The following is a 291-nucleotide window of genomic DNA, read 5'->3' on the forward strand; positions in this document are numbered from 1 at the left end:
CCATCTGGGTGGTGGTCAGCGCCCCGATGGCCGTGGTGCCCAGGCTGGCGATCTGGGTTGCGGTCAGGCTCGTCACCTGGCTGGTGGTCAGTCCGGCGATCTGGGTTTCGCTCAAGCCGGCCAGGGCCGTGGTGGTCAGTCCGGCGATCTGCTTGGCGCTCAGGGTCGCCAGCTGGGTATCGGCCAGGGAGGCCAGGGCCGTGGCGCTCAGGCCGGACACGGCGGCCGGGCTCAGGGCGGCAATGTGTTCTGTGCCCAGGGCGGCCAGCTGGGTGGTGCTGAGGGCTGCGG

At 71.5% G+C, this 291-nt stretch carries 1 protein-coding gene; it reads right to left on the reverse strand.

Translation table 11 applies throughout. The annotated features are described in order from the left end of the window. Positions 1-291 (reverse strand): hypothetical protein (locus tag DVDV_RS22915; RefSeq protein WP_175577153.1); only part of this gene is annotated, 291 nt, incomplete at both ends.

Source organism: Desulfovibrio sp. DV (genome assembly GCF_001936595.1).
Taxonomy (GTDB): Bacteria; Desulfobacterota; Desulfovibrionia; order Desulfovibrionales; family Desulfovibrionaceae; genus Solidesulfovibrio.